At 70.3% G+C, this 25,979-nt stretch carries 26 protein-coding genes and 1 riboswitch; of the genes, 16 read left to right on the forward strand and 10 right to left on the reverse strand.

All coding sequences use genetic code 11. The annotated features are described in order from the left end of the window. Positions 1 to 5 precede the first annotated feature (5 nt). Complete coding sequence (ctaE, locus tag ABD989_RS07925) at positions 6 to 614, reverse strand: aa3-type cytochrome oxidase subunit III (protein ID WP_345313070.1); 609 nt, start codon at positions 612 to 614, stop codon at positions 6 to 8. Between the two features lie 229 nt (positions 615 to 843). Here ctaE and ABD989_RS07930 point away from each other — a divergent pair, with 229 nt between their 5' ends. Both ABD989_RS07930 and trpD read left to right on the forward strand, forming a co-directional pair. Continuing rightward, the gene (locus ABD989_RS07930; RefSeq protein ID WP_345313071.1) at positions 844 to 1,269 is read left to right on the forward strand and encodes a hypothetical protein; all 426 of its coding nucleotides are present in this window, start codon (positions 844 to 846) and stop codon (positions 1,267 to 1,269) included. Further along, positions 1,266 to 2,360, forward strand: a complete 1,095-nt coding sequence (trpD, locus tag ABD989_RS07935; RefSeq protein WP_345313072.1) for an anthranilate phosphoribosyltransferase — start codon at positions 1,266 to 1,268, stop codon at positions 2,358 to 2,360. Before ABD989_RS07930 ends, trpD begins: the two co-directional genes overlap by 4 nt. 28 nt (positions 2,361 to 2,388) lie before the next feature. Here the strand turns inward: trpD and ABD989_RS07940 are convergent, their stop codons facing one another. Next, entirely contained in the window at positions 2,389 to 2,667 is a 279-nt protein-coding gene (locus ABD989_RS07940; RefSeq protein ID WP_345313073.1) for an Lrp/AsnC family transcriptional regulator, read from the reverse strand. Then, positions 2,579 to 4,282, reverse strand: coding sequence for a DEDD exonuclease domain-containing protein (locus tag ABD989_RS07945; RefSeq protein ID WP_345313074.1), 1,704 nt, complete (start codon positions 4,280 to 4,282; stop codon positions 2,579 to 2,581). Before ABD989_RS07945 ends, ABD989_RS07940 begins: the two co-directional genes overlap by 89 nt. A gap of 177 nt (positions 4,283 to 4,459) precedes the next feature. Here ABD989_RS07945 and ABD989_RS07950 point away from each other — a divergent pair, with 177 nt between their 5' ends. The 5 genes from ABD989_RS07950 (at position 4,460) to ABD989_RS07970 (ending at position 9,373) form a co-directional block, all read left to right on the forward strand. Next, positions 4,460 to 4,723 carry a hypothetical protein gene (locus ABD989_RS07950; RefSeq protein ID WP_345313075.1) on the forward strand — a complete coding sequence of 88 codons (264 nt, stop codon included), beginning with the start codon at positions 4,460 to 4,462 and terminating at the stop codon, positions 4,721 to 4,723. 111 nt (positions 4,724 to 4,834) lie between these two features. Then, a riboswitch (cyclic di-AMP (ydaO/yuaA leader) is annotated at positions 4,835 to 5,018 on the forward strand. Positions 5,019 to 5,037: 19 nt separating this feature from the next. Further along, complete coding sequence (locus ABD989_RS07955; RefSeq protein WP_345313076.1) at positions 5,038 to 5,616, forward strand: C40 family peptidase; 579 nt, start codon at positions 5,038 to 5,040, stop codon at positions 5,614 to 5,616. Positions 5,617 to 5,746: 130 nt separating this feature from the next. Next, positions 5,747 to 6,736 carry a C40 family peptidase gene (locus tag ABD989_RS07960; RefSeq protein ID WP_345313190.1) on the forward strand — a complete coding sequence of 330 codons (990 nt, stop codon included), beginning with the start codon at positions 5,747 to 5,749 and terminating at the stop codon, positions 6,734 to 6,736. A 1-nt stretch (position 6,737) separates the two neighbouring features. Further along, the gene (locus ABD989_RS07965; protein ID WP_345313077.1) at positions 6,738 to 8,255 is read left to right on the forward strand and encodes a hypothetical protein; all 1,518 of its coding nucleotides are present in this window, start codon (positions 6,738 to 6,740) and stop codon (positions 8,253 to 8,255) included. Beyond that, positions 8,255 to 9,373: a glycosyltransferase family 4 protein gene (locus ABD989_RS07970; protein ID WP_345313078.1), complete on the forward strand. Its 1,119-nt coding sequence runs from the start codon at positions 8,255 to 8,257 to the stop codon at positions 9,371 to 9,373. Before ABD989_RS07965 ends, ABD989_RS07970 begins: the two co-directional genes overlap by 1 nt. Before the next feature lie 102 nt (positions 9,374 to 9,475). Here the strand turns inward: ABD989_RS07970 and ABD989_RS07975 are convergent, their stop codons facing one another. Next, positions 9,476 to 11,284, reverse strand: a complete 1,809-nt coding sequence (locus ABD989_RS07975) for an AMP-dependent synthetase/ligase (protein ID WP_345313079.1) — start codon at positions 11,282 to 11,284, stop codon at positions 9,476 to 9,478. Positions 11,285 to 11,399: 115 nt separating this feature from the next. Here ABD989_RS07975 and ABD989_RS07980 point away from each other — a divergent pair, with 115 nt between their 5' ends. The 6 genes from ABD989_RS07980 to ABD989_RS08005 all read left to right on the forward strand — a co-directional run bounded on the left by ABD989_RS07980 (position 11,400) and on the right by ABD989_RS08005 (position 15,755). Further along, positions 11,400 to 11,864, forward strand: coding sequence for a hypothetical protein (locus tag ABD989_RS07980; protein ID WP_425556499.1), 465 nt, complete (start codon positions 11,400 to 11,402; stop codon positions 11,862 to 11,864). Next, positions 11,857 to 12,294 (forward strand): SRPBCC family protein, encoded by a 438-nt coding sequence (locus ABD989_RS07985; protein ID WP_345313081.1) that lies wholly within the window; start codon positions 11,857 to 11,859, stop codon positions 12,292 to 12,294. The genes ABD989_RS07980 and ABD989_RS07985 overlap by 8 nt, the downstream gene beginning before the upstream one ends. Positions 12,295 to 12,314: 20 nt before the next feature. Then, the gene (locus ABD989_RS07990) at positions 12,315 to 13,517 is read left to right on the forward strand and encodes an ArsA family ATPase (protein WP_425556503.1); all 1,203 of its coding nucleotides are present in this window, start codon (positions 12,315 to 12,317) and stop codon (positions 13,515 to 13,517) included. 85 nt (positions 13,518 to 13,602) lie between these two features. Then, on the forward strand, positions 13,603 to 13,959 hold the full coding sequence (locus tag ABD989_RS07995; protein WP_345313083.1) for a hypothetical protein: 357 nt from the start codon (positions 13,603 to 13,605) through the stop codon (positions 13,957 to 13,959). A gap of 13 nt (positions 13,960 to 13,972) precedes the next feature. Continuing rightward, positions 13,973 to 14,977: an ROK family protein gene (locus ABD989_RS08000; RefSeq protein WP_345313084.1), complete on the forward strand. Its 1,005-nt coding sequence runs from the start codon at positions 13,973 to 13,975 to the stop codon at positions 14,975 to 14,977. 73 nt (positions 14,978 to 15,050) lie between these two features. Further along, positions 15,051 to 15,755 (forward strand): lysophospholipid acyltransferase family protein, encoded by a 705-nt coding sequence (locus ABD989_RS08005; protein WP_345313085.1) that lies wholly within the window; start codon positions 15,051 to 15,053, stop codon positions 15,753 to 15,755. A 12-nt stretch (positions 15,756 to 15,767) separates the two neighbouring features. On the opposite strand, the gene ABD989_RS08010 is transcribed toward ABD989_RS08005, so the two are convergent. Then, positions 15,768 to 17,102 (reverse strand): glycosyltransferase 87 family protein, encoded by a 1,335-nt coding sequence (locus tag ABD989_RS08010; RefSeq protein ID WP_345313086.1) that lies wholly within the window; start codon positions 17,100 to 17,102, stop codon positions 15,768 to 15,770. An 80-nt stretch (positions 17,103 to 17,182) separates the two neighbouring features. On the opposite strand from ABD989_RS08010, the gene ABD989_RS08015 reads away from it, so the two are divergent. Together ABD989_RS08015 and ABD989_RS08020 are read left to right on the forward strand one after the other, a co-directional pair. After that, positions 17,183 to 17,665 (forward strand): polyadenylate-specific 3'-exoribonuclease AS, encoded by a 483-nt coding sequence (locus ABD989_RS08015; RefSeq protein WP_345313087.1) that lies wholly within the window; start codon positions 17,183 to 17,185, stop codon positions 17,663 to 17,665. A 61-nt stretch (positions 17,666 to 17,726) separates the two neighbouring features. After that, on the forward strand, positions 17,727 to 19,121 hold the full coding sequence (locus ABD989_RS08020; RefSeq protein WP_345313088.1) for a class II 3-deoxy-7-phosphoheptulonate synthase: 1,395 nt from the start codon (positions 17,727 to 17,729) through the stop codon (positions 19,119 to 19,121). A gap of 18 nt (positions 19,122 to 19,139) precedes the next feature. On the opposite strand, the gene ABD989_RS08025 is transcribed toward ABD989_RS08020, so the two are convergent. Continuing rightward, positions 19,140 to 20,414 (reverse strand): protein kinase domain-containing protein, encoded by a 1,275-nt coding sequence (locus ABD989_RS08025; RefSeq protein WP_345313089.1) that lies wholly within the window; start codon positions 20,412 to 20,414, stop codon positions 19,140 to 19,142. A gap of 85 nt (positions 20,415 to 20,499) precedes the next feature. Here ABD989_RS08025 and ABD989_RS08030 point away from each other — a divergent pair, with 85 nt between their 5' ends. After that, positions 20,500 to 20,868, forward strand: a complete 369-nt coding sequence (locus tag ABD989_RS08030) for an Rv2175c family DNA-binding protein (RefSeq protein ID WP_345313090.1) — start codon at positions 20,500 to 20,502, stop codon at positions 20,866 to 20,868. On the opposite strand, the gene ABD989_RS08035 is transcribed toward ABD989_RS08030, so the two are convergent. Genes ABD989_RS08035 through ABD989_RS08050 form a run of 4 tightly spaced genes read right to left on the reverse strand, consistent with a single transcriptional unit; the run spans position 20,865 to position 25,908 of the window. Continuing rightward, positions 20,865 to 21,746 carry a phytoene/squalene synthase family protein gene (locus tag ABD989_RS08035; protein WP_345313091.1) on the reverse strand — a complete coding sequence of 294 codons (882 nt, stop codon included), beginning with the start codon at positions 21,744 to 21,746 and terminating at the stop codon, positions 20,865 to 20,867. The two genes, ABD989_RS08030 and ABD989_RS08035, sit on opposite strands and share 4 nt — an antisense overlap. Next, positions 21,739 to 23,265, reverse strand: coding sequence for a polyprenol phosphomannose-dependent alpha 1,6 mannosyltransferase MptB (gene mptB / locus ABD989_RS08040; protein ID WP_345313092.1), 1,527 nt, complete (start codon positions 23,263 to 23,265; stop codon positions 21,739 to 21,741). The genes ABD989_RS08035 and mptB overlap by 8 nt, the downstream gene beginning before the upstream one ends. After that, entirely contained in the window at positions 23,262 to 24,797 is a 1,536-nt protein-coding gene (gene crtI, locus ABD989_RS08045; RefSeq protein ID WP_345313093.1) for a phytoene desaturase family protein, read from the reverse strand. Before crtI ends, mptB begins: the two co-directional genes overlap by 4 nt. A 10-nt stretch (positions 24,798 to 24,807) precedes the next feature. Beyond that, a complete protein-coding gene (locus tag ABD989_RS08050) occupies positions 24,808 to 25,908 on the reverse strand; it encodes a polyprenyl synthetase family protein (protein ID WP_345313094.1) in 1,101 nt (366 codons plus the stop codon). Positions 25,909 to 25,979 lie beyond the last annotated feature (71 nt).

The raw sequence follows: 25,979 nt of genomic DNA on the forward strand, positions 1-25,979 counted from the left end.
GAGGGCTACTGCACGAAGTAAATGACCACGAACAGGGCGATCCAGACCACGTCGACGAAGTGCCAGTAGTACGACACGACGATCGCGGCGGTGGCCTGCGCGGGAGTGAACTTGGAAAGTCGAGTTCGAACGAGCAAGACGACGAATGCCACCAGACCGCCGATCACGTGCAATCCGTGGAAGCCGGTCGCCATGTAGAACACCGAGCCGTACGACGACGACGACAGCGTGACGCCGCCGTCGACGAGTGCGAAGTACTCGTATGCCTGGCCGGCGACGAAGAAGGTGCCCATCACCAAGGTGAGGGTGTACCAACGGCGAAGTCCGAAGACGTCGCCCTTCTCGGCGGCGAAGACGCCCATCTGGCAGGTGACGGAGCTGAGAATCAGCACTGACGTCACTGGGATGGCAAGCCAAAGATTGAGATGAGCGGGCTGTTGAGGCCACTCGACGGAGTTGGCTCGCGCGACGAAATACATCGCGAACAAGCCGGCAAAAAACATCAACTCGCTCGACAACCACACGATGGTGCCGACGCTGACCATGTTCGGTCGGTTCAGCGAATGCACGCGCGAGGTCATGGCGGTTCCTGGGGTACCCACGGCGCTAGTCACATGAGAAGTATGACGGTTCGTAGTAAGCCATGACCACTCGGGTCCCAAATTGGTCCGAAGTAGTTCTGTCGGTGCAGGTCAGGGCTGTTACGTTGTGGGTTGCTCGGCGTGTCTCGGCGGATTTTCCAGTGGTCGTCGGCTGTTCATACGGGCGTGCTCAGGATGCCGTGTCCGGCTGAGACGAGCCTGAAGGTGCGCTGGGGAACGCCCCGTGTTTAAGGAGTGGCAGATGGTGCGTAAGTGGTGGCGTAAGTCGCGGGTGCCGCGGGATGTCGAAGTGGAGCTGGTGGGTGCGCGGATCCTGGCGCGATGCGAGGACGAAGCCGCCGCGGCGTCCTCGGTGTTGGCGCAGGCTGCGATCGAAGGTGCGGACGAGCTGTTGCTGCGGCATGTGGCAGTGGTGCCCGGTGAGGCGGTGGAGGAGTTCGTCCGTCGGTGCGCCGTCGACGGTTACGTGCGTGCTCCCGCGTTGCCTTCGGATCCGGTCGCTCCGGACGGTGCAGTGGCGGTGGCAGTGGCTCGGCTGCAGAAGATCGACGCGCGCAGCGTGTCCGCCGAACGTGCGTTGCTGAGTTCGATGACGGCGCGGTCCGGTGGTGCCTTCGGTGGTTGGGCGGTACTGGCGCCGGGGTCGGTCGCTACTGTGACGGAGTGAGTTCTGAGAATGCCGCTCCCCAGTCCGCACCGTCCTCGCCGGTCGCGTTCACCTGGCCCGCCGTGTTGGGCAAGGTGACCGACGGATTCGATCTGTCTGCAGCAGAAGCCGGATGGGCGATGCGCGAGATCATGTCCGACGCGGCGACCGGTGCGCAGATCGCGGCCTTCGGTGTCGGCGTCAAGATGAAGGGCGCGGCGGCCGCCGAACTGCGCGGCCTGGCCGACACCATGCTGTCCATGGCCAATCGGGTGCAGACCTCGGAGGACGCGCTGGACATCGTCGGCACCGGCGGCGACCGCTCGCATACGGTGAACATCTCGACGATGACGTCGATCGTCGTCGCGGCCGCGGGCGTGCCGGTGATCAAGCACGGCAACCGCGCCGCGTCGTCCAAGAGCGGTGGCGCCGACGTGCTCGAGGCACTCGGGGTGGCGATCAACCTCGGTCCCGAGGCGGTGGAGAAATGCCTGCGCGAGGTCGGGATCGGATTCTGCTTCGCGCCGGTCTTCCACCCGGCGTTCCGGTTCACCGGCCCGCCGCGCAAGCAGATCGGCATTCCGACGGTCTTCAACGTGCTGGGGCCGCTGACCAATCCGGCGGCGCCGCCGGCCGGGCTGATCGGGTGCGCGTTCGCCGACCTCGCGCCGACGCTGGCGGAGACCTTCGCCGGCCGTGGCAATCGCGTGCTGGTGGTGCGCGGCGACGACGGTCTGGACGAGCTGACCACCACGACGACGTCGTCGGTGTGGCAGGTGTTCGACGGCGACGTCCGCGAACTGACGGTGGATCCGACCGATCTGGGTATCGAACTGGTGGAGTTGGCTGCGCTGCAGGGCGGAGACGCGCAAGTGAACGCGCAGGTGGCTCGCGATCTGTTCGGCGGAGCAGTGGGGCCGGTCCGCGACTCGGTGACGCTGAACGCGGCGGCCGCGCTGGTGGCCTTCGAACAGGATCGTCTCTTCACGCAGGCCGAGTTCACCGAGGCGCTGCGTGCGGCGGCGGTTCGGGTGGGTCAGGTGCTGGACTCGGGTGACGCGGCTGCGCGCCTGGACGCCTGGGCTGCGCTGAGCTCGTCCCTGGCGGATTAGCGGCGGCTGTGCGCCGGGGAGGAGTGTGTCACTCCTCCCCGATGGAGAAGCCGCCTTCCACCTCCGAGCTGGAATAGCTGCGGAAGGCGATGTGCGTCGCGCTGCGCTTGACGCCCGGCAGCCGGTTGATCCGGCCGGTCACCACGTCGGCGATCTGATCGTGATCGCGCACCCGGACCTTGGCGATCAGGTCGACGTCGCCGGCGCACGAGTACACCTCAGTGACGCCCGGGATATCGGCGACGGCCTGCGCGGTCTCCGGGATCTGATGAATGTCGGCTCCGATGAGGACGATGGCGGTGATCATGCTCTGAGCCTAAACGAGAGTCTCGCGCCAGCGTGCGGGCCTCGCGGGCGGCCCGGGTGAACTGTCGACGACGTTCGGCCGCCGCGAGCGGCGAGCTCAGCTCCCCGTCCACGGACACCAGGCGGGTACCGGGTTCGCCGATCCACTTCGCGATGAGTGCCACTTCCTCCGGCGGGGCGCCGGCGAGGGGGCCGGCCGAGGATTCCGGCGCTGGAATGTGCTGGGCTCCGGCGACCAGCGTCGCCACCACCGGCATCGGCGGCACGTCGCGCGGCGCACACCCCGCTCCGGCGAGACGACCGTGTCGCACGACGGCGAACTCCCACCCGCCGCCCTCGGCGGGTCGGGCGAGGACGAGCTCGTCGAGGCGGGCGATCGCCGACAGGCGCTGACAGCGGGCCAGCGCATCGATGGTGGCCGCCAAGGCGTCTCGAGCGCGCGCGGCGGTCTCGAAGCGTCGTGCGTCGGCCAGCTCGGCGAGGCGCTGCGTCAAGGTGTCCAGGACGTCGTCGGAGCGGCCCGCGAGCAACTCGCGCAATTGGCCCGGGTCCGCGGCGGCCTCGGTGACCGACGCGGCGATCTCGGCGGCCATCGTTCGGCCGGAGACCGGCCCGAAGCAGACCTCGCTCGGCGTGCGGCTGACCTTCAGGCGCGGAACCTGGTCGCCGGTGAGAGTGATCCACCAGCCGCGGTGCGGATTGGCCGAGCGTCGATTGAAGGTGGGTTTGTGCGCGGCGATCAAGGTCAGCTCCCGCACGCCGGCCTCCAGGGCGTGGGCGCACTCGATGTGGTCCACCCGCTCGGCGAGGCCCACCATCTGCGCCATCCGGGCCCGGGTGTCGGCACCGGTGAAGTAGCTGCCCACGCGGCGCCGCAGATTCACCGCGGTCCCTATATAGAGGACCTCGTCGCCCGGACCGCGGAACAGGTAGACGCCGGGGCGGTCGGGGAGTCCGTCGGCCAGCGACCGTTTGGCGCGTAGCGCGGGCGTGCCCCGCGGCAGATAAGCCGTGAGATCGCGATAGGTGCGGACATCCTGATTGCCGACCCGCTCGAGGAGATGGTGGAAGACCTCGACGGTGGCGCGGGCGTCGTCGAGCGCCCGGTGCGTGGGTCGCACCGTGACGTCGAACAGGTCGGCCAGGGCGCCGAGCTTGACCGTCGGAGCCTCCTGGCGGGTGAGGATCCGGCGGGCCATCGCCACCGTGCACAACGCCGCCGGAAACGACCAGGGGAGATGCTGGCGGGCGGCGGCCCGTTTCAGGAAGCCGACGTCGAATCGTGCGTTGTGCGCGACGAGGACGGCGCCGCGGGCGAACTCGAAGAAGGAGGGCAGCACCTCCTCTATGCGCGGGGCATCGTGCACCATCGCGGAGGTGATGCCGGTGAGGGTGACGATCTGCGGCGGAATGCTCCGCCCCGGATCGACGAGAGTGCCGAACTCGCCGAGGATCTCGCCGCCGCGGATCTTGACCGCACCGATCTCGGTGATCGCGTCGTTGTCCGGGCTGCCGCCGGTGGTCTCGAGGTCGACGACGACCAGGGTGAGGTCGGCGAGCGAGGCCGAGGCGAACGCCTCGTCCCCGGGAAGGTCGGCGAAACTCAACTGAACCATGACCGCACATTAGTTCGATCCTCCGACAAGAAGCGGGCGCGGTTCGCCGGGCGGAATTGTCGGGGGTCCGCAATACCCTGCAGTCGAGGTTGAGCCTTCCGGCGCGACACGACGACCGATTCGGCCGCGAAACTGACAATCTGTGCGGCCTGACGGTGAAATGAGAGGTAGATCACAATGAGGATCGACTGCGCGACCTGTCCGGCCCGGAACCGGGCCTGCGACGGCTGTCTGATGCAGGTGCTGTTCGCGCCTCTGGCCAGGGACTATGGTCCCGACGATGAGTGGGGGACGGCGGATTTCGAGATCGCCGACGCGGTGGATGTGCTGGTCGCCACCGATCTGATCACCGAAACCGCTGGTCGTCGCGCGAAATCCGACATCGCCGCAGTTCACACCGGGTTCCCGGAGGGACGGCGAGGCTATCTTCGTGCGGTGTGAGGAACCGGGGTGCCGCGTCGAGCGGGTGGATCGGTGGACATCGGGCCCACCGGTTTCGTAATCTTTCTGAGACCTACCGAGAAGTCGCCCCCAACCAGGGGGACGCCGATCGGAAGGACACCGCCTAATCGGCTTCCCGGATGCGTGGAAGACGAACCGGGGACCCACTCTTTTCCGGGGTGCGACCGCAAGGACGCGCGCCGGATCCGGGGTGAATCGCGGGTGACACCGCGTAGGGCCAACTCTTCCGGCCCGAATCCGACAGCTAACCCGGTCGGCGGTCAAGGGAGAATCAACCAAGGAGAACCGTTTCCGTGGCGAAACACCGTATCGAAAAGCCCAGTGGCGCCGTGAAGACCGCCAAGACCGCCGTGATCGCTGGATCGATCGCCGTCGGCGCCCTCGCGCTTGCCGCCGGGCCTGCCGATGCAGCGCCGATCTCGATTCCGGGCGTGGGCGACTTCGACCTTCCGGGTGTCGACGACAGCCAGATTCCTCAGCAGTTCAAGCAGGGCGCTCCCCAGGGCGGCGTGCTCAACAGCCGGCCAGCCCGCGCCCAGAAGGCGCTGCGCGCCGCTGAGTCGAAGATCGGTTCGCCCTACTCGTACGGTGCCGCCGGTCCGAACGCCTTCGACTGCTCGGGCCTGGTCTACTGGTCCTACAAGCAGGCAGGCAAGACCATTCCCCGCGACAGCTACGGCCAGCTCGGCGGCGGCGCTCCGGTGGCCTCGCTCGCGGCTGCCAAGCCCGGCGACGTCCTGATCTTCAACGGCGGCGGCCACGCCGGCATCTACGCGGGCAACGGCATGTTCGTGCACTCGTCGACCTACGGTGTGCCGGTCAAGCGCGACAAGGTCAAGGCCTGGGCGCTGACAGGCATCCGCCGCTACTGAGCGGAGCCGTAAGATTTCACTTTCACCCCGAACGAGCCGTGTGCCGAGCGCACACGGCTCGTTCTGGTGGTTTGGAGGAGACTTTCTCGTGACTGTTGCACGACGCACCCTTCCGTTCGTCGCGGCCCTGATGGCCGCGGCGACCTTGGCGACGACGCAGCCCGGCCCGGTGTTCGCCGAGCCGACGGGCGGACCGCAGTCGGTGCTCGCCCGGTACAAGCAGATGTCGATTCAGGCGGAGAAGTCCGCGGAAGCGATGAACAAGGCGCAGGTCGAGTACGATAAGCAGCGCGGTGTGGTGGTGACCCAGCGCAAGGCCTCGGTGAGCGCGCAGCGCCGCCTGGACGCGGCGAACGCCAAGATGAGCGCGGCGCAGACCAAACTCGATGCCTTGGCCCGCGCCAGCTATCGCGGAGCGCGCGTCAACCGGCTGTACGCGGTGCTGGTCTCCGACTCGCCGCAGGATCTGCTGAACAACATGTCCGATCTGGAGGTCCTGTCGCGGCAGTCGGCGGCGGATCTGAAGTCCATCAAGGGCATCGCGAAGGACGCGTCGAACGCCAAGAAGTCCGCTGATCAGGCTGCCGCTGCGGCGTCGACCGCGGTGAAGGACGCCGCACGCAAGCGCGGCGACCTGCAGGCCAAGCAGGCGGACTTGCAGTTGGAAGCCGTGGCGGTGCGCGCGGTCTACAAGTCGATGACCGGTAAGGAACTGGCCGCCCTGCGCGGTCCCAAGTACTCCTTCGACGCGAAGGCCGTGCCCAAGGGCACCTCGCCGGCGACCGTGGCGGTACACGCCGCCCTGAGCCGCGTCGGTGATCCGTACGTCTGGGGCGCCACCGGCCCCGACGAATTCGACTGCTCCGGCCTCATGCTGTGGGCCTACAAGCAGGCGGGCAAGACCATCCCGCGCACCAGCGAAGCGCAGTTGGCCGGCGGCAAGGCCGTCGACCGCAAGGACATCAAGCCCGGTGATCTGATCATCTATTACCCCGACGCCCACCACGTGGGTCTGTACGTGGGCAACGGATACGTGATTCACGCCTCGACCTTCGGCGTCCCGGTGGCCGTGGTGCCGATCGACAAGGCCGGTCCGTACAACAGCGCACGACGGTACTGACTTGACGCGTGTCGGCCGCCGCCTCGTGGCGGCCCCGGTCCTTCTCGCCGCCCTCGTCGGGGGCGTCACGGCGTGCGGCAGTGCGGAGCCGGCGCCGAGCCCGTCGTCGACGACCTCGCTGTACACCACCGCGCCGAACGCCTACGAGGAGCAGCGGGATGCCGGCGTCACACGCCTGCTCGACGCGCTGAGCGCAGCCCTGACCTCCGGTGATCGGGCACAGCTCGACGCGCTCATCGACCCGCTGGCCACCCCGGAGTTCCGGCGCTCGATGGAGACCGCGGCCGCCGACCTCGGTCCGAAGCCCACCCCCACGAGCAGTCGAACCCGGGCCGATGCAGCGGCCCCGTCGAGCCGGGCCGGCTCGTCCAACGAGTCGGCCCCGTCCAGCGCCCCGGCCCCGTCGAAGCCGCCGGCGCCGACGCGCGGGGATCCGCTGGTGCTGCGCACGCTGACCTACCGACTGGCCCCGAACACCGGTGCCGACCGCCTCATCGGGGGTGCGCTCGGCATCGGGCTGAGCGAGGCCGGCAGTACCGACTCCTGGGTCTCGGCCGTCACGCTGAGCTATGCGCTCGGCGGCACGTCGCGGCCCGGCGTGGACGAGCCGGTGATCGAGATCGACCAGATCCTGGCGTTCGCCCGGTACGGCGAGGACTGGAAGCTCCTCGGCGACGGCGCCCTGATCCCCGCTGCCGACGTCGACCCGGACGCGCCGACCCGTCCGCCGCAGCTCCCGCCGTGGGCGTTCCCCGGTCTCCGAGTGGTGGACGTGACGAGTGCGGGCGGGACCTCCGCGGTGCTGTCGTATCCGGGGACCGAACCGACGGTGGCTAAGGTGCGCAAGCAACTCGCGCCGGCGATCGACGGCGTCACCGACTTCTGGGGCGGCGAATGGACCCGGCGCGCCGTGGTGATGGCCACCGGCACCGGGGCGCAGTTCGCCGGGTTCACGCGGACCGAACAGGGCCAGACGTCGGCGGCGGCCGCCGCCACGGTCTACGACGCCGTCGACCGCGGATCGCGCACCGTGACCGGTCAGCGCGTGGTGCTCTCGCCGGCCGCCGGTCAGCTGTCCGAATCCGGGGTGGCGGTGATCCTGCGGCACGAGCTGTTCCACGTCGCGACCCGGATCGACACCGTCGCCGACGCGCCGATGTGGCTCACCGAGGGGGTGGCCGAGTACGTGGGCCGACGCGGCAGCACGGGCTCGCTCACCGATCTGGCTCCGGACCTGGCGGTGCAGGTCGCCGCCGGAACACTGCCCGACGAGCTGCCCGCCGACTCCGCCTTCGCGGTCGACACCGCCGCGGCGCGGGTCGCGTACCAGACCGCATGGTCGTTCGCGGCCTTCGTCGCCGACGAATACGGTGAGGACCGGCTCCGGACGATGTACGCGGCGGTGGCACAGGAAGGCGACACGGGGAGAGTTACTGCGGCGCTGGAGAAGTCGTTAGGGTCGAGCGAGGAATCGGTGATCGACGAGTGGCAGTCGTGGCTGCGGAGTGAGGTGCGCTGATGCAGCGGACGCTGTTGCTGACGAATGACTTTCCGCCCCGCCCGGGCGGCATCCAGTCCTATCTGGAGAATCTGATCGCGCACCTGCCGGCCGACGACGTGATCGTCTACGCCCCGCGGTGGAAGGGCTGCGAGGCCTACGACGCCGCCGCCCCGTACCGCATCGTCCGACACCCGGGGACGCTCATGCTGCCGAACCGGAGCGTGGCCCGGCGCGCGGCAGAGCTGGTGCGCGAGAACGACATTCACACGGTCTGGTTCGGCGCCGCCGCCCCGCTGGCGGTGCTCGGACCGGTGCTGCGTAACGCCGGCGCCCAGCGCATCGTGGCCAGCACGCACGGGCACGAGGTCGGCTGGTCGATGCTCCCCGGGGCTCGGCAGGTGCTGCGCATCATCGGCGAGACCGCCGATGTGATCACCTTCGTCAGTCGGTACACCCGGGGCCGGTTCGCCTCGGCCTTCGGGCCGCGTGGCGCACTGGAGTATCTGCCGTGCGGCGTCGACGTCGATCGGTTCGCGCCGAATGCCGCTGCGCGCCAAGAGCTTCGGGATCGCTACGGGCTGGGGGAGGCGCCGGTGGTGCTGTGCCTGTCGCGACTGGTCCCGCGCAAGGGACAGGACGTCCTGATCAAGGCCATGCCGCGACTTCTCGAGGCGGTTCCGGACGTGCACCTGATGATCGTCGGCGGCGGCCCCTACGGCGACCACCTGAAGGAACTGGCGGACAAGGTCGGCGTCGCCGACCGGGTCACGTTCACCGGCACCGTCCCCGCCGAGGAACTGCCGATGCACCACGCGATGGCCGATGTCTTCGCCATGCCCACCCGCACGCGCGGCGGTGGTCTGGATGTGGAGGGTCTGGGCATCGTGTTCCTGGAGGCCTCGGCGAGCGGGGTGCCGGTGGTGGCCGGCGACTCCGGCGGTGCGCCGGAAACCGTGCGCGACGGGGAGACCGGCATCGTGGTCGACGGCCGACGGGTCGACGAGGTGGCCGACGCGATCAGTGGTCTGCTGCTCGATCGTGAGCGGGCCGCGGACATGGGTGCCGCCGGTCGCCGGTGGATCGTCGACAACTGGCAGTGGCGCCAGCAGGCCGCGCGCCTGCGGCAACTCCTGTAGTCGCTGGCCGGCGGCGAAGACCTGCAGACACGAAAACCTACCGACACGAGAACGGGCCCCGAACGAAGTCGGGGCCCGTTCTCGTGTCGGGGCAGGGTCAGCTCACTGGTGGTAGATCTTCTCGATCTGGCGGCTGAACTTTTCGGCGACCACCTTGCGCTTCACCTTGAGCGTCGGGGTCAGTTCGCCGGTCTCCTCGGTGAAGTCCTCGAGTAGGACGCGGAACTTCTTGATCGCCTCGGCGTGCGAGACCGTCGCGTTCGCCTCGTCGACGGCGGTCTGCAGCTCGGCGTGCAGCTGGGGGTCCTTGACCAGCTCGCGCATGGTGGTGGCGGCGTTCTTGCCGTTGCGCTCGAGCCAGCCGGGGACGGCCTCCGGGTCGAGGGTGATCAGCGTCGCGATGAACGGCTGCTGATCGCCGACCACCATGGCCTGCGAGATCAGTGGGTGGGCGCGCATGATGTCCTCCATCGGCGCGGGGGAGACGTTCTTGCCGCCCGCGGTGACGATGATCTCCTTCTTGCGGCCGGTGATCCTGAGGTAGCCGTCCTGGTCAAGGGTGCCCAGGTCGCCGGTGTGGAACCAGCCGTCGGAGAGCGACTCGGCGGTGGCATCCGGGTTCTGCCAGTACCCGGCGAAGACCACGGCGCCGCTCAGCAGCACCTCGCCGTCATCGGCGATACGCACGGTATTGCCCGGGATGGGGCGGCCGACGGTGCCCATCCGGACGTGGCCGGGGGTGTTGACGGTGATGGCCGCGGTGGTCTCGGTGAGGCCGTAGCCCTCGTACACCGGGATACCGACGCCGCGGAAGAAGTGGCCCAGGCGCGCGCCGAGCGGGGCGCCGCCGGAGATCGCCATCTCGCACTGGCCGCCGAGGGCGGCGCGCAGCTTGCCGTAGACCAGCCGGTCGTACAGCTTGCGGCGCAGCTCCAGCACGGTGCCCACCGAACCGCTGTCGACGGCTTCGGAGTGGGCGATGGCGGTGGCCGCGGCCCGGTCGAAGATGGCGCCCTTGATGACGCTGTCGTCGAAGGCCTTCTGACGAGCCGAGTTGTAGACCTTCTCGAAGACGCGCGGCACCGACAGGATCAGCGACGGGCGGAAGGTCTCGAAGGTGGGCAGCAGGTTCTTGATGTCGGCGGTGTAGCCGACCTCGACGCCGGCTTCGATCGCGACCAGGTTGATCGCGCGGGCCAGGACGTGCGCCATCGGCAGGAACATCAGCAGGCGTTTGCCGTCGCCGAGCTTCTCCCGCATCGTGCTGTCCAGGACGCCGCCGACCTCGCCGAGCAGGTTGGCGTGCGCCAGCATGACGCCCTTGGGGCGGCCGGTGGTGCCGGAGGTGTAGATGAGGGTCGCGGGCGAGTCGGCGCGCAGCGAGCGACGTCGGGCCTCGACCTCGGCGTCGGTCACCTCGGCGCCCGCCGCCGTCAGCTGCTCCACCAGATTCGGGCCCTCGGCCGGATCGATGGTGAACACCATCGTCGCCGGCGTGACGTGAGCGACGTCGGCCAGCAGCTGCCGCTTGGCCTCGTTCTCGACGACGATGCCGACCGCCGAGGAGTCCTCCAGGATCCAGTCGATCTGCGGTGCCGACGACGATTCGTAGATCGGCACGGGGGTGGCGCCTGCAGTCCAGATCGCGAAGTCCAGGAGCGTCCACTCCAGGCGGGTCGACGACAGCAGGGCGACACGGTCGCCGGAGTTGACGCCGGAGGCGATCAGTCCCTTGGCGAGCGCGAGCACCCGATCGGTGGCTTCACCGGCGCTGATGGGGCGCCACTGGCCGTTCACCTGGTCCAGGAAGACGGTCTTGGCAGGGCTCGCCGCGGCGATGTCGAAGAGAATGTCGGTCGCATTGCGCTCCGGCGGGGTGACGAACTGCGCGGGCAGGCTGAATTCGGCCATGGACTGGCAACCTTTCGGTTCATGCTCTGACGGCCTGCGACCGACGCCATCAGGACTATTCTCACATCACGGTCACTTTTGGTAAGTCTATCGCCGCTTCGGCGGGTGAGAACCAATGGGCGGCTTTCGCCGCGCGGCCCGGGTGTGTGATGCTAGAAGCGTGACGACCATCCAGGTGGCAGACGAGACCTTTGTGGCGGCTGCGCCGTCCCTGGCCGGTGCGGTGGTCAACGACCGCGCGCGCTGGCGCCGCTGGTTCGGTGAACTGGCCCTGGACGTGGTCGAGGACCGCGGGAACGCCGGGGTGCGTTGGCAGGTCGCCGGGCCGATCGAGGGCACCATGGAGATCTGGTGCGAAGAGGTGCTCGACGGCTTCGTGCTGCACTACTACCTGCACGCCGAGCCGACCGCGCCGCTGCCGACCGAACCCGCCGCCGCGCTGTCCGCGGTGGCCGACCTCAACAAGAAGTACCGGGTCGCGGGCAAGGAGATGTCCTTCCAGGTGAAGGATCTCCTGGAGGGCAGCCGGGAGATCGGCGGCCCCGCCGCGGACGACGAAGAGGCGGCGACCCTTGGCTGACCACACGCAACAGGCGATCGTCGTGAGCGCCGACGTCGCCGACATCATGGCGGTCATCGCCGATTTCGCCGCCTACCCGGAGTGGGTCACGGCCGCTCGCGAGGTGGCGGTCCTCGAGCACGACGCCGCCGGCCGCGCGCGCCGGGTCCGTTTCGAACTCGACGCCGGCGTGCTCACCGACACCTATGTGCTCACCTACGACTGGGCGCCGGACGGTACATCGGTGTCCTGGCGGCTCGAGTCCAGTGACCTCCAGCGTGATCAGCGCGGGTCCTATGCGCTGGAGCAGCAGGTGCCGGGCTCGACCAAGGTGACGTACACCCTCACCGTCGACCTGCTGATTCCGATGATCAGTCAGCTCAAGCGACGCGCGGAGAAGGCGATCACCGACGCGGCGTTGCACGATCTCAAGAAGAGGGTCGAAGGCTGATCGATCTGGCTCCCCTCCATCTGGTGCTCGGGCCCGGTGGCTCGGGCATTTCGGCGGTGGCGGTCGGCGGCGCTCTGGGCCTCGCGGACGCGCACCGCCCGCAGCGGCGCGGCGGCCCCCTGGCTGCGGTCGACGCCGCGCGCACCCTGCTGGTCACCGTCGATCCTCGATCGACCCTGCCGCAGCGCCTCGGCGTGTTCCGCGTGGCCGGCGAGCCGGTCGCGGTGACCGGGGAACTCGATCTCCTGCACCTGGATCCGCTGCAGGTGCTGGAACAGGCATGGACCGACTTCACCGCGGCGCTCGACGCCGCCGGGGTCGGCCGCAAGCTGCTGCCGGTGGTGGGCACCATTGCCGGCGTCGACGCGGGCGAGCTGACCGGGCTGCCCGGGGCCCAGGAGTTCCTGCTGCTGCGCGCCGTCCGCGACGCCGCGACCAGCGGTCGCTGGCAGTCGGTGGTGGTCGACCTGTCCGGAGTCGGCGACCCGTATGCGCTGCTGCGGTCGCCGACCGTGCTGGCCGCCGCGATCGACCGACTGTGGCCGCGCAACGTGCGCCTGGCGCAGGCGTCGGAGAAGCCGGCGCTGGCACAGGTCGCCGCCGCGGTGGAGAGCATCGACCGCGACTGCCGGGATCTGCGCGAACTGCTCGCCGATCCGACCGGTGCTGCCGTGCACCTGGTGGTGCCCGCGGGCGGGCGCGGACAGTCGACGTTGCCCGATCACCTGGCGCTCGCCGAAGTGATGGGCCTGCCGCTGCGCTCGATTCTGGTCAACGCCGGGCCCGGCGCGCTCGACACCGACGCGGTGGCGGCGCAGGCCCGGACCCTGCTCGGCGGCGACGCGGACCGCGCGGTCCGCGTCGGCGTCGTCGCCGCCCACGACGTGGAACCCGGCAAACTGCCGCAGTTGCGTCGACTGGACGTACGACTGTCGGCTCCGGACGGGCATGCGCGCGGCGCAGCGGCCCCGGTGGTCGAGCACGTCGGCGGCGGCGGACTGGAGGCCCGGTACCGACTCCGGTGGCGGCAGACGCTGCCCCGTCCGGAGGACTTGGTTCTCGGTCGTTCCGGCGACGATCTGCTGGTCACCGTCTCCGGGTTCCGGCAGCCGGTGCCGCTGCCGTCGGTGCTGCGGCGCTGCCAGGTGACCGGTGCGGACTTCGACGGCGACGAGCTGATGGTGCACTTCCAGCCGGACCCGGCGCTCTGGCCGCAGCGCTGAGGCCCGCGCTCGAATCGCCGCGCGCCCGGAAGTGTAATCTGAGAGACCCGAACGACCCCTGCCAGCGAAGAAAGAGCGGTATCCGATGACCGACGATGCACCCGGTGCGGGGCAGGCGGCAACGGACCCGGTCAACGCGCTCCTGCTCGGCTTCGCAGCGCAACTGGATCAGTGGGCCGCGCTCCTCGGCGGCGGCAGCGCGTCGGGTGTCGGCGCGGGCGACGGCGACGGCGGTTCGCGGCTGACCGAGTTGGTCGGCGAACTCGGCACGCTGGTCGGCGAACTCGGCGATCTCCTCGCGCGCCTGCTGACCGCCTGCATCGCGATCCTGGAAGCGATCGCCGAGATGCTGCGGTCGTCCCCGGCCGCCGGGACGGCACCGCCCCCGACGCCGTTCCAGTCGATTCCGGTGCGCATCGGCACCTCGACGTCCCATTCGTGACAGGCTGACTCGGGTGAGCCGACTCGCCAACGAACTGACCATCGGCATCGACATCGGCGGCACCAGTGTGCGGGCCGCCGTGGTCGACGCCGAGGGCACCATGCTCGATACGCTGCGCGCCGCCACACCGCCGACGGCGACCGCCCTGGAGCACTGCCTGGATCGACTGGTGTCCGAACTCCGCGACCGGTGGACGGTGCACGCCGTCGGGCTGGCCATCGCGGGGTTCCTGTCGCCGGACCGCCAGACGGTGCGCTTCGCCCCGCACCTGGCCTGGCGCGAGGTCGCGGTGCCCGCGGAGATGACGCAGCGGTGGGGACTACCGGTCTTCGCCGAACACGACGCGAACTCCGCAGCCGTGGCCGAACTGCACTTCGGCGCCGCCGCACGCGGCCACAACACGTTGGTATTGGCCTTGGGCACGGGCATCGGCGCGGGCATGCTGATGGGCGGCGAGATCTATCGCGGCAGCTTCGGCGTGGCCCCGGAGTTCGGGCACATCGTGGTGGTGCCCGACGGCCGCCCGTGCGGTTGCGGCAAGCACGGCTGCCTCGAAAGGTATTGCAGTGGAACGGGTCTGGTCGACACCGTCGTCGAACTGCTGGCCCAGTCCGAGCCCGGGCATTCGGTGCTGGCCGCGGAGTCGCAGGCCGATCCGGGGTCGCTGACCGGTCGACGGGTGGCGGCCGCAGCAGCCGAGGGCGACCCGATCGCGGTGGCCGCCTTCGCGAGTCTCGCGCGCTGGCTGGGGCAGGGCATGGCGATGATCGCCGACGTCTTCGACCCGGACCTCATCGTCATCGCCGGCGGCCTGGGCGCGGCCTCGGGTCTCTACCTCGACGAAGCGCGGGAGCACTACACGACGATGGTCACCGGTGCCGGGCACCGGCAACTGGCGCGCATCCGCCCCACCCAGTTGGGGGAGAGCGCCGGGGTGATCGGCGCGGCGAAGGTGGCCGAACTGGGGCTGGCCGCGCTCGCGGAGGCGACCGCGTACCCCGGCGGGCACGCGCAGTAATGTAGGCATCCGATACGCCGACACGCCGGAGCCGATGCGTGCGGTCGCCGCGCGAGGGAAGCAGGTCTGCAGCATGTGGTACTACCTCTTCAAGTACGTTTTCATGGGGCCCTTGCTCTGGCTGATGGGCCGCCCCAAAGTGGAAGGTCTGGAGAATCTCCCGCCGGAGGGCAAGGTCCTGCTGGCGAGCAATCACCTCGCCGTCGTCGACAGCTTCTACCTCCCGCTGATGTCGCCGCGTCGCGTATTCTTCCTCGCCAAGAGCGAGTACTTCACCGAGCCGGGCCTCAAGGGCCGCTTCAAGAAGTGGTTCTTCAGCACCTCCGGGCAGATCCCGATCGACCGCTCCGGCGCGAGTGCCGCGGCGGGCGCGCTGACCGCGGGCCGTCGCATCCTCGACGACGGCGGAGTGCTCTGCCTGTACCCGGAGGGCACCCGCTCGCCGGACGGTCGCCTGTACAAGGGCAAGACCGGCCTGGCCCGGATGGCGCTGGAGAGCGGCACCCCGGTGGTCCCGGTCGCGATGATCAACACCGACCGCATCAACCCGCCCGGCACCATCCTGCCGCGGCCGACCCGCATCACGATCAAGTTCGGCACCCCGCTGGACTTCTCCCGCTACGAGGGCATGGCCGGCAACCGCTTCATCGAGCGCGCGGTGACCGACGAGATCATGTACGCGCTCATGCGACTGAGCGGCCAGCAGTACGTCGACGTGTACGCGGCCACCCTGAAGAACCAGCCGGCCGCACCGAAGGTCGACGGCGCCGCGGCCTGAGGCCCCAGTGGTTCAACGTCGGTGGTTCGCGAGGTTCGCCGCGAGGGAGATTCCCTCGTCGTACCTCCGAAAAGGCTTGAGCCACAGCAGAAGTAGGAAGCCGAGGGTCCAGAGCAGGTAGGAGTTGCCGACCAGGTGCTGCCACCAGTTCCAGGCGGCGGTGTCGGCAGGCATCAGCTGGAACGGGCCGATCGCGAAGATCGGGATGCCGACGATGCCGAGGCCGCCGTAGAGACGAGCCCTCCAGAGCGACCCGGGGACCGAGGCGATCACGAAGCACGCCAGCAGCGCGGGCAGCGCCCACGCCCAGTGGTGCGCCCAGGTGGTCGGCGCCACCAGCAGGCCCCATAGGCCGACGATGCAGGCGGCGAGGAGCGCGTTCACGTCGTCCCGATGGCCAGCGCCGCGCGCGAACGCGGCCACCGGGCGCGTGCAGTACAGCGCGAAACCGGCCACAACCGTGACCGCCAGCGCGGAGATCACCCAGAGCGCCGGGGCCACCGGATTCTCCGGACCCACCAGGCGCAGCCAGGCGCCGTTCAGGTTCTGGTTGATCGGCCCCTCCGGAACGCCGATGCGACCGGTGTGGAAGAGCGTGTGCGTCCAGTACGTATACGAGTCCGACGGCAGCCACGCGGCACCGATCAGCGCGGCCACCACGAACGTGGCGATGCCCACGAACACGGCCCGCCACTTGGCCGCCGCGGCGAACACGCCGAGAAAGACCAGCGGGGTCAGCTTGATCGCCGACGCCAGGCCGACGAGCGCTCCGCGGAACTTCCGGCCCGGCACCCGCGGCCGGTGACCGAGCACGAACAGATCGGTCACGATCAGCACCAGCAGGATCAGGTTGATCTGGCCGTAGCCGAGGGTCATACCGAACGGGTTACACCACACCGCGATCGCGCTGATCCACAGCGCCAGCAGCGGTCGGTTGGTCGCCGACCCCACGTGCAGCATGCGCAGGAAGATCACCGTCACGTAGACCAGGCAGAGCACGCTGATCACCGAGATCGCGATGCTGCCCACCTCGAGCGAGAGTGCGCCCACCGGGGTGAAGACCAGCGCGGCGAACGGCGGATAGGTGAACGGGAGCCAGATGCCGTCTGCGGTGAACGGCATGGAGCCGTCCGCGTACAGGCTGATGCCCTGGTGCCACAGCTGTCCGCCGAGACGATAGACGTCCAGGTCGAAGCGCGTGCGGGTGCCGAAACTGGAGGTGCCGGGCACGCCCACGATCTGTAGCGTCGACGACGCGACGAAGACCAGTCCGGCCAGCGCCCAGGACAGCGCCCCCGGACGCCAACGGCGCAACCGGGTCGCCGTCGTTCGTGTCTGCGGGGACATGGTGTCTAAGTTACTCGGCGGACCGCCGTGAGCCACGCACCGTACGGGGCCGCGCGGCCGGTGGGGGATAATCGATCCTCGTGCGCTATTTCTACGACTGCGAATTCATCGAAGACGGCACCACCATCGAGTTGGTGTCGATCGGCGTCGTCGCCGAGGACGGCCGCGAGTTCTACGCCGTCTCCACCGAATTCGATCCGGGCAAGGCGGGCCCGTGGGTGCGCGCCAACGTGCTCGACAAGCTGCCGTCGCCGGCCGACAAGGCCTGGCGCAGCAAGCGTCGCATCCGCGAGGACTTCCTCGACTTCGTGACCGCCGGTCCCGGCGACGTGGAGCTGTGGGCCTGGATCGGCGCCTACGACCACGTGGTGCTGTGCCAGCTGTGGGGCGCGATGCCCGACCTGCCCCGCGAACTGCCGCGGTTCACCCGCGAACTCCGGCAGCACTGGGAGGCCGTCGGCAGCCCGCCGCTGCCGGCCGCGGGCAAGGATGCGCACAGCGCCCTGGCCGATGCGCGCCACAACCTGAAGCGCTGGCAGGCGATCGAGGCGCTCGCCGGGTAGCGCGTCCACCGGGCGGGGAGCCGGTGACGGCGCGGCGCGATCCTCGGATACCCTGGGACACGTGGTGAACTGGACCGTAGACGTGCCCATCGACGAACTGCCCGAACTGCCCCCGTTGCCGGGGAAGCTGCAGGCCGAGTTCGAAGACATGCTCGCGCGCCCCGCGCTGCAGCAGCCGAGCTGGCCGGCCGACGAGGCCCGCAAGATGCGCACGGTGCTCGAGAGCGTGCCGCCGATCTGCATGCCGTCGGAAGTGGAGAGCCTGCACGACCAGCTCGCCGAGGTCGCACTCGGCCGCGCCTTCCTGCTGCAGGGCGGCGACTGCGCGGAGACCTTCGCCGCGAACACCGAGCCGCACATCAAGGCCAACATCCGCACCCTGCTGCAGATGGCCGTCGTCCTCACCTACGGTGCCAGCGTGCCGGTGGTCAAGGTGGCGCGCATCGCGGGGCAGTACGCCAAGCCCCGGTCGTCGGACACCGACTCGCTGGGCCTGCTGAGCTACCGCGGCGACATGGTGAACGCGCTCGACCCGCACGCGGAGTCCCGGGTCCACGACCCGTCGCGCCTGGTCCGCGCCTACGCCAACGCCGCCGCCGCGATGAACCTCGTGCGCGCGCTCACCGGCTCCGAGGCGCGACTGGCCCGCGTGCACGACTGGAACCGCGAATTCGTCGCCGCCTCCCCGGCCGGGGCCCGCTACGAGGCCCTCGCCGCCGAGATCGACCGCGGCCTGCGCTTCATGGATGCCTGCGGCGTCACCGATTCCAGCCTGGAATCGGCGTCCATCTTCGCCTCGCACGAAGCGCTCGTGATGGATTACGAGCGCGCCATGCTGCGCCTGGCCGACGACCCGAACGGCGGCGACGACCCGGTCCTGTACGACCTGTCGGCGCACTTCCTGTGGATCGGTGAGCGCACCCGGCAGCTCGACGGCGCGCACGTGGCGCTCGCGAAGATGATCGCCAACCCGATCGGCATGAAGATCGGCCCCACCACCACGCCCGAGCAGGCCGTCGAGTACGTCACGCTGCTCGACCCGGACAAGCGACCCGGCCGCCTGACCCTGGTCTCGCGGATGGGCAACGACAAGGTGCGCGACGTCCTGCCCGCCATCGTCTCCGCCGTCGAGGCCACCGGACACAAGGTGATCTGGCAGTGCGACCCGATGCACGGCAACACGCACAGCACGTCGAACGGTTTCAAGACCCGCCACTTCGACCGCGTGATCGACGAGGTCCAGGGCTTCTTCGAGGTGCACCGCGCGCTCGGCACCCACCCGGGCGGCATTCACATCGAGCTGACCGGCGAAGACGTCACCGAGTGCCTCGGCGGCGCGCAGGACATCTCCGATCTGGATCTGGACCGACGCTACGAGACGGCCTGCGATCCGCGTCTGAACACCCAGCAGTCGCTGGAGCTGGCGTTCCTCGTCGCGGAGATGCTGCGCGGCTGATCCCGGAGCGATCCGGCGTCAGGGCGTCAGGGCCTGGCCGGCGGCCCATCCGGCCAGGGCCAGCCCGGCGCCGACCAGCAACACCAGCGCCAGCCAGATCAGCGCACCCAGCGCACTTCCGGTCTGCGGGTCGCGGGTGAGGTCGACGTCGACTGCCCTGCGGTCCGCCGGATGGACGGCGTGCGGCTGGTTCTCATAGTCGTCGGGGTGGTAGCCCCGCGGGTCGTCGTCGTCCGGACCGTGGTCGTTCGCGCCGTATCCGTCTGCGCCGTATCCGTCTGGGTCGTACTCGTCTGCGTCGGGCGGCCCGACCCGCGTCCCCGGATGCGGGAGCGGGAGGGGCGGGTGCGGGGGAGCCGGGGCCGGCCGTGCCGGTGCGACCGGCCGGGCGATGGCCGACGTGACGCGCGCGGAGGCCTGGTACGGCGCGGGCACGGTGAACGGCGGCAGCCCGAGGTCGTCGACGGCATCGAGCAGGGCGTGCTGCATCGCGAACCCGTCGGGGTAGCGCAGCGCCGGGTCGCGCTCGGTGGCGCGCAGGATGATCTCGTCGATCTCCGGTGGCACGCCGCCGACCACGTCGCCGGGGGCCGGCACGTCGTAGCTCAGGCGCTGATAGGCGAGGGCCAGCGGCGTCGCCCCCTGGAACGGCTGCTGGCCGGTGAGCAGTTCGAAGAACAGCACGCCCGCCGAGTAGACGTCGCTGCGGGCGTCGATGTCGGTGGAGCTCACCTGCTCCGGCGACAGATAGGCGGCGGTGCCGAGGATCACGCTGGCCGAGGTGACGCCCGCCTCCGACACCGCGCGCACCAGACCGAAGTCGGCGACCTTCACGTCGCCGGTGTCGGAGATCAGGATGTTCTCCGGCTTCACGTCGCGGTGCACCAGTCCGGCGCGGTGGGCGGTGCCGAGCCCGCCGAGCGTCGGGATCCCGATGGCCGCCACCGCGTGCGGCGGCATCGGCCCGCGTTCGCGCAGCAGTTCGCGCAGGCTGCCGCCGCGGACCAGTTCCATCACGAGATAGGCGACGTCGTCGTCGATGCTCTGGTCGTAGACGGCCACCAGCCCCGGATGGCTCAGGCCGGCCACGGCGCGCGCCTCGAACTCGAAGCGGCGCAGGAACTGCGGGTCGCCCACATAGCGGGCGTCCATCACCTTGATCGCGATGCGTCGTCCCAGCCGCAGATCGGTGCCGACGTAGACCGCGGACATCCCGCCTCGCGCGAGGGTGGCGTCGATCCGGTACCGGCGTTCCAGGACGCGGCCCAGCAGCGGGTCTGACGGGGAGCTCACGGAAGGTGAATCTACCGTGCGCGCGGTGCCGAATCGGTGAGCCGAGGCCGCGCTCGGGTGTCGCGAGCAGGTAAAGTCACCTTCCGTGAGTTCCCTTCCGCTGTCCATCGGCATCCTTCCCGACGACGTCGAGGTGCTCGACCTCGACGAAGCGGCCGACCGCCTGCGCATCTCGCCGAACCGGGTGCGGACGCTGATCCGCGACCACAACCTGCTGGCCGCCTCCCGCGACGGTGTCCCGGTGATTCCGGCGCTGTTCTTCGGCGACGACGGCGGCCTGGCGAAGCACTTCGAGGGCCTGGTGACGATGCTGCTCGACGGCGGCTACACGCGCGACGAGGCGATGGCCTGGATGTTCACCGTGTACGAGGACCTCGGCATGCACCCCGCGCAGGCTCTGCACACGCATTCGGCGCGCGAAGTGATCCGCCGCGCGCAGGCGCAGGCCTTCTAGCTCCCCAGGAGGGCGCGGCCGGCGTGGCGTAGTCGTCGACCGGTCGGCACCACGGCGCGCCGGGACAGGACGTCGTACCCGGAGCATTCGATCTCGGTGAGGATGTCGCCGTACGAGCGGGCCGCGGCGGCGATGGCCGGGCGGGTCCGCGGCGGCAATGCGGCGATCGCGGGGGCGGTGCGCCGGTACTGATCGCGATTGATGGCGATCAAGTGTGCCAGCGCCCGGCACAGCGGGCCGTCGGGGACGCCCCGGCGCCGCGCGGCGCGCAGGGAGTCCTCGTCGACGCCGAACGCGGCCAGTTCGGCGGCGGGCAGATAGATCCGGTCGCGGTCGAGATCCTCGGCCACGTCGCGCAGGAAATTGGTGAGCTGAAACGCCTCGCCGAGCAGGGCGGCACCGGCCGCGACCTCGGCGTAATCGTCTCGGTCACGCTCGACGCCGAGGATCGGCAGCATCTGCAGGCCGATCACCGCGGCCGACCCGTAGGTGTACTCCGCCAGCGCGGTCATGGTGGCGTAGCGGTTGCGGAACTCGGGTGCGCCCGGCAGGTCCATCCGCATCGAGTGCAGGAAGGCGTCGAAGGTGGTCGGGTCGATGTGGAACGCGGCGACCGTGTCGGCGAGCGCGGCCAGCAGCGGGTCGCGAGCCCGCCCGTCCAGGGCCGCGGCGAGACCGTCGGCGAGCGCATCCAGCGCCGCCGTCGCCGCTGTCGGCTCCAGATCGCCGTCGACGAGGTCGTCGGCGGTCCGGGCGAAGGCGTAGAGCGCGAAGACACCGCGTCGGTGGTGCGCGGGCAGTAGGGCCGAGGCCAGGTAGTAGGTGCGGCCGGCGCGCGCGGTGATGGTGCGGGCCTGCGCGTAGCCGGACTCAATCATCTCGGTCGGCGGTATCTCGGGCGGCGGTATCTCGGTGGGCGGGGGCGGCGAACGCCCATCGACGCGCCCGGCCCAGGCGCAGCGGATCGGGGCGGCCGAGCGCGAGCGCGGCCAGCACCGCGAGTGCGATGGCCAGCAACGATTCTATCGGCTTGTAGAACAGGATCGAGTCGTCGGGCTGGAAGACGATGAAGAAGTAGACGCTGACGCCGACCACCACCTGGCGGACCCAGAGCGGCAGCGGGAAGGCCACCGCGAACACCAGGGCCCACACGTAGTACCACGGCAGGGTCGACGGCTCGAGGAGCAGCAGCGCGAGCATCGCCCACCCGGCGCCGGCCATGGCGCTGCGCGCGTCGGTGCGGAACCGCCACCACAGCCACACCAGCAGCACGGCGAGCACGGCCTGGCCCACGGCTCGCGTCACCGGCAGCACCTCCTGCAGGTTCCACACCTGCCAGGGGGCGGCCACGTAGGTCACCACGTGGCCCACCAGCGTCGGCACGGTGAACGGATTGATGATGCGCGAGGCCCAGGAGAGGCCGTTGATCCAGCCCACACCCAACCCGAGGAGCAGGGTGAAGACGCCGAAGACGGCGACCGGCACGAGCGCGGTGGCGGCGAAGATACCGACCCGATCGCGACCGGTCACCGCGCGGCGCCTGCGCACCTGGTCGAGCCAGATCCAGAACACGAACGGGATTGCGATGGCGGCGGTGATCTTGATCGACGCCGCGCAGCCCAGCAGGAGCAGGCCGAGTACCGGGCGGCCGGTGAGGGCGACCGCGATGCCCGCGGCGAGGAAGCCCATCATCAGCAGTTCCAAGTGCGGTCCGCCCACCAGGTGGGCCAGCAGCATCGGATTGAGCAGGATCAGCCACAGGGCCGCGGGCGGCGCCGCGCCGAAGCGTGCGGCGATCTTCGGCAGCGCCCACACGCTGAGCACCAGGCCGACGAGCAGCACCAGGCGCATCAGGAAGACGCCGAGCCACACGTTGTCGCCGGAGACGCCGACCACGCCGCGGGCCAGCAGGAGGAAGGCCGGGCTGTACGGGGAGGTGGTGGGCGCCCAGATCTGCGCCATCGAGTCGACGATGGGGCCGGGATAGTGCGCCGGACCGTCGTAGTAGGGGTTGAAGCCGGCCGCCAGCACCCGCGCCTGCCCGAGGTAGGCGTAGACGTCGCGGCTGAACACCGGGATGGCGAAGAGCAGCGGCGCGGTCCAGGAGTAGACGGTCAGCCGGGTGCTGCGCAGATCCCAGCCGCCCTCGTCGGCGGCCATCGCGCGCCCGATACGCACCCAGGCGATCACCATGAGGGCGGCGCCGCCCCAGAACACCAGCCACGACAGGGTCTTGCCGTGGCCGTAGCTCATCGGCGCGAGACCGAGGTCGGCCAGGGTGGCGTCGTTGCGGGGGATGTCGGCCAGACCGTAGGTGCCGATGCTCAGCAGCACCGCACCGAGGAAGCCGAGCCCGGCATCCGGGTGTGTGCGCACCCAGCGCCGGAGTGCGGTCACCGCGCCGACCTCGGCAGGGACCCCGCCGTCGCCAGCGCCTCGGCCAGCCGCGCGGTGACGCGGTCGGCGGCGAGTCCGCCGGAGACGAGCACCGGCGGGATGCCCACGCCGGGCACCGTGGCGCTGCCGGCCAGGAACAGGTTGTCCAGACCCGGCCAGGTGTTCCGGGTGCGCAACGGGCCGGTCTGCGTCGCGGTGTGCGCGGCCGAGAACGGTGTGCCCGCGGGGAGCCCGGACCGCTGCCAGGACTTCGGATGGTCGATGCGCAGCACCTGCAGTCGGTCCAGCCCGCGGTAGCCGCGCGCAGCGAGTGTGGCGAGCACCTCGGCCGCGTAGGGCTCGGCGATCGCGTCCCAGTCCAGGGGTGCGCTGTCCAGGTTCGGGGTCGGCGCGAGCACCGACACCGACTCCAGTCCGTCGGCGACGAACGTGTCCGGGTCGCTGACGGCGCTGCGGGTGAGCAGGAACGAGCCGTCGGACATCGGCGCGCCGGGGCGTCCGGTGATCTCGGCGAAGGTCTGCGACCACGCCGCACCGAAATCCAGGGTGTGGTGGCCGGCCGACCAGTCGTCGGTGACGCCGACCGGCAGCAGCCCGTGCACCACGAGTGCGCTCGGCGAGTACCGGAGCTTGCGGCGGGGACGGCGGCCCACCAGCGCGGCGACGGTGTCGCGTTCGGCGGTGGCGATCACGGCGTCGGCGGGCAGCGTGTCGCCGTCGACGACGACGCCGGTCGCCCGCCCGCCGTCGTGCACGATCGCGGTGGCGCGGGACCCGTAGGCGATCGCGGTGTCGGCGTCGACGAGGGCGTCGGCCATCACCGCGCCCACCCGGCCCATGCCGCCGACCGGCGCGGACAGGCCGCGGCCGATGTCCATGTCGGCGATGATCGCGTAGATGGCCCGCGCCCGGTGCGGCGGGACGCCCGCGTACAGGGCCTGGAAGGTGAAGGCGCGCTGGACGCGTTCGTCGTCCACGAAGCGGGCGACGGCGCCGGTCAGGCCGCCCAGGGTGCGGAGCTTGACGAGTTCGGTTGCCGCCCTGCGGGTTTCGGGTCCGGTGAGGTCGCGGAGGCCGCCGTAGTTGCGGTCGATGAAGACGTCGAACTCGGCGTCGTACACCTGGCGGAGCCATCGCAGGAGATCATCGGTGCCGCGGGCCGCCCGCGGGCCGAAGGCCTCGGCCACCGCGTCCGGGATGTCGGCGGCGTGGTGCGGCAAGGCCAGCGCGGAGCCGTCGGCGTAGTTCATCACGTACCCGGGATCCACCGGCCGCAGCGCCAGTCGGTCCAGGACCTCGGCCGGGGTCAGGCCGAGCTCGGTCAGCGGGTCGACGATCAGCTCGGGCATCGTGAGAATCGTTGCGCCGGTGTCGAATCGGTGTCCGTCGAGAGTCTCGGTGCGGACCAGGCCGCCCGGGGTGTCGGCAGCTTCGACGACGGTCACCGCGCAGCCGCGACCGCGCAGCCGGGCCGCGGCCGCCAGCCCGGACAGGCCCGCGCCGATGACGACGACATGGGGTGGAGCGGCCATCAGTGCTGCCTCACTTCTGCCGGTGCGCGATGCGGTACGCGAGGGCGGTGAGGTCCTCGCGTGCGCCGACCGACGTGGCGAGCGCATCGATCTCGCCGAGCGCGGTCTGCAGGTGCGCGTCGATCTGACCCTCCACCGAGGTCAGGGCGCCGGAATCGATGAGAATACCGCGCGCCGTGACCAATTCGTCCGCCGACAGGGGGCGGCCCAGGAGGCCGCGCAGGGTGTCGGCGGTGGGCGCATCGGAGTCGGCGAGCGCCTGCGCCACCAGCACGGTCCGCTTGCCGGTCACCAGATCGTCGCCGGACGGCTTGCCGGTCTGCTCCGGATCGCCGAAGACGCCGAGCAGATCGTCGCGCAACTGGAAGGCGAGACCGAGGTCGGAGCCGATCCGCCACAGCGACTCGGAGAGTGCGGCGGAGCCGCCGCCGAGGGCCGCGCCGATCTGCAGGGGCCGGGCCACCGTGTAGGCGGCGGTCTTGTACTTCATCACCCGGTAGGCGGCGTCGACCGTTTCGTCGGCCGACGCTTCGTTGGTGATGTCCAGGAGCTGTCCGCCGAGGACCTCGGTGCGCATCCGGGCCCAGAGGGTGCCCGCCGCCGGCGGCAGGGGAGTCGGGGCGGTCTCGTCCTCGGTGTTCGTGGCGGTGGGGGCCAGGCCGTGCACCAGGTCGTCGGCCCAGGCCAGGGCCAGGTCGCCGAGCAGAATGGCCACCGACGCGCCGTGGTGCGCACTGTCGCCGGTCCAGCGCTGATCACGGTGCAGCGCGGAGAACCGCCGGTGCACCGTGGGCCGGCCGCGGCGGGTGTCGCTGCGATCGAGGATGTCGTCGTGCACCAGCGCGCACGCCTGGATCAGTTCGATCGCGCCGCCCACCCGCAGCGCGAGTGCCTCGGTGGCCGTGGCCTCCGGTCCGGTCGCCGCGCACTGCCATCCGGCGTGCACGAAAAGGGGGCGCAGACGCTTGCCACCGGTGAGGACGAACTCCGCCAAGGCTGCACCGGCCTCGGCCACCACCGGAGAGATCTCGTCGAGGGACGGGGCCGTCGCGGCCACGAAGTCCCGCAGGATGTTCTCGACGGCGCCGGGTACCTGCTGCTGGCTCAACACGCGGGTAAGCCTACCGGGGCGCGGAAGCGTCGTCGGCCACCGCCGGACGGCAATAGCCCAGTTGTGCGTCG

The organism is Gordonia alkaliphila (assembly GCF_039542465.1).
Lineage (GTDB): Bacteria > Actinomycetota > Actinomycetes > Mycobacteriales > Mycobacteriaceae > Gordonia > Gordonia alkaliphila.